This is a genomic window from Clostridium sp. ATCC BAA-442, assembly GCF_964239415.1.
GTDB classification, from domain to species: domain Bacteria; phylum Bacillota; class Clostridia; order Oscillospirales; family Oscillospiraceae; genus Flavonifractor; species Flavonifractor plautii.
Window position 1 is genome coordinate 12071 of record NZ_CAXSQB010000072.1, and the last position, 2604, is coordinate 14674.

The 2604-nt window shown below is 65.6% G+C and carries 2 protein-coding genes; one reads left to right on the forward strand and one right to left on the reverse strand.

Features of this window, described 5'->3' with window-relative positions:
• Positions 1-323 precede the first annotated feature (323 nt).
• A complete protein-coding gene (locus ACESY8_RS18455) occupies positions 324-2201 on the forward strand; it encodes an LTA synthase family protein (protein WP_498794923.1) in 1878 nt (625 codons plus the stop codon).
• A 136-nt stretch (positions 2202-2337) separates the two neighbouring features.
• On the opposite strand, the gene ACESY8_RS18460 is transcribed toward ACESY8_RS18455, so the two are convergent.
• Positions 2338-2604: hypothetical protein (locus ACESY8_RS18460; protein WP_498794924.1), on the reverse strand; the 267-nt coding region annotated here is incomplete at its 5' end.

Genomic DNA, 2604 nt, shown 5'->3' on the forward strand with positions numbered 1-2604 from the left:
CCGGTAAACGGCTCGTCCAGCAGGTAGAGTCCGCCGCCGCAGGCCCGGGCGGCCCGCATTCTGGAGCGGGTGCGGGCCCTGGGGGTGCCGGTGCTCCTCTCCAGCCACGAGGCGGAGATCGTCGCCCTCTGCGACCGGGTGATCCCCCTGTCCGGCCCGCCGCTGCACATGGCGGCTCCGGGCTAGAAGGGCGGCCCCGGCAGCCTCGCGGCAAGTGGCCGGGCGGGATAAATTTCTGACAAATGGGCGAAATTCGTTGTACTTTCGCCTGTTTGTGCTAAAATAGTTGTCATAATCATTTGAGAGAAGGCAGCAAACAATCCATGACATACACCGTAGACACCCCGCGCAGCAGGCGGCGCCGCCTCCGCTGGCCACGCCTCCCCCTGGGAGAAGGGCAGGCCGCCTGGATCACCCGGGCCCTAATGCTCCTGGCCCCACTGCTCTCCTTCACCTTGGTGGAGTACCTCAACTACAACAACCCCTGGACCGATTTCAGTCCCCTTCAGATCGCCCTCAACCTGGCATGGTACTACCTGGGGGAGCTGTTTTTCTACTTCGTCCTCCGGCGGCGGGCCTCGGCCGTCAAGTGGGCCATGGGGATCGCCTGGGGCCTGGGCATGGCCAACCACTACCTGATCTCCTTCCGGGGGCGCACCCTCTTTCCCGGCGACTTCCTCACCCTCCGCACCGCCGCCAACGTGGCGGGCAACTACGACTACCGGCCCGACTCCATGCAGTGGCTCACCATCGGCGTGTTTGCGGCGGTGCTGCTGGCCCTGTCCTTCCTGCCGAGCGAGAAGAAAAGGCCCTTCCCGTGGCGGCTCTTTGTCCCGGCGGCCGGGGCCGCCGCGGTCTTTCTGGGCGTGTTTTTCGGCACCGGGTTTGTGGAGAGCCGGGGCATTGAGCCCTCCATGTGGACCACCCGGGGCAACGGCCTGTTCCTTAACTTCTCGGTGTGCCTGAAGTACATGAGGGTGGAGCGGCCGGAGAGCTACTCGGAGGAGGCCCTCGCGGCCCTCGCCGGGAGCACTCCCAGCGACCCGGCCGCCGGGCCGGCGGCCGGGGAGGACGGCATGATTCGCCCGGTGAACGTCATTGTCATCATGAACGAGTCCCTCTCCGACCTTTCCGTGCTGCCCGGCGTGGAGAGCAATACGGACGCCATGCCCTTCCTCCGCTCCCTGACGGAGAACACCATCAAGGGCTACGCCTACTCCTCCGTGTTCGGCGGCACCACCGCCAACTCGGAGTACGAGTTCCTCACCGGCAACACCACCGCCTTCCTGCCCGCGGGCACGGTGCCCTACCAGATGTATGTCTCCAGCGGCGATCCCACCCTGGTGGGGCAGATGGCCGCCCTGGGCTACCGCACCGTGGCCGCCCACCCCTACCGCTCCTCCGGCTGGAGCCGCCCCTCGGTCTACCGGGATTTCGGCTTTGACGAGGTATACTTTGAGGGGGACTTCCAGGACCGGGAGTACATGCGGGGGGACGAAAAAACCGGCTATGTCACCGACCAGTGCGACTACGAGAACCTGATCCGCTGGTATGAGGAGAAGGAGGCGGGGGAGCCGCTGTTTCTCTTCAACGTGACCATGCAGAACCACTCCGCCTACCAGATGGCGTGGACGGACCTGCCCCGGGAGGTGTGGCTTACCGGGGCGCTGGAGGGCCGGTTTAACACGGTCAACCAGTATTTGTCCCTGGTGTACCAGAGCGATCAGGCCTTCGAATACCTGCTCGACTACTTCTCCCAGGTGGAGGAGCCCACCCTGATCCTCCTCTTCGGCGACCACCAGCCCCAGGTGGCCACCAACTTCTATACCGATGTGCTGGGGACGGCCCCGGATACCGCCCTGGCCCAGAAAAAACAGATGGTGCCCTTCGTCCTCTGGGCCAACTACGACATACCGGAGGCCCAGGGGGTGGAGCTGTCCCTCAACTACCTGTCCGCGCTGCTGATGGACACCGCCAACCTGCCCATGACCGGGTATCAAAAGTACCTGGCCCGGCTGTGGAAGGCCGCCCCGGTGATCAACACCGTGGGCATCCGGGACGCCGGCGGGAACTGGTACGGCGAAAACGAGGCGCTGCCGGAGGAGCTGGAGGCCGCCGTGGAGGACTACCGGGTGCTGCTCTACAACCATGTATTTGACAAGAAAAACCGGGTGGAGGGGTTCTTCACCCTGACGGAGTGACACCCGTATCCCGCCCAAATCAAATGCAGCCGCAGGCCGCCCAGTCTCACTAGAGACTGGGCGGCCTGTCGAATGAGAAGATAAAACGCAGGGGCGCGGGAAATGCCGCCCGGCGGCGGTCCGGCCGAACGGGGCCTCAGTACAGCCCCAGCAGATAGCGGAAGGCGAACCGCTTCCACCAGGGGAGGGACTGGTCCACTGCCTCTGCCGCGGCGCGGGCGGCGCGGAGCACCGCGTCCCGCTCCTCGGCGGTGAGGGTGTGGGGGCTGAATTTGGCCTTTTGGGCCAGCTCCCCGGCCCGGGCGGGCGGCTCTGCTCCCCAGCGGGTCAGCCGCTGAAGATAGAGATAGGCCGCGATGGCCGCCCTTCTGCTGGCGCTGGCCCTCCCCCTGCGGCGCTTTTG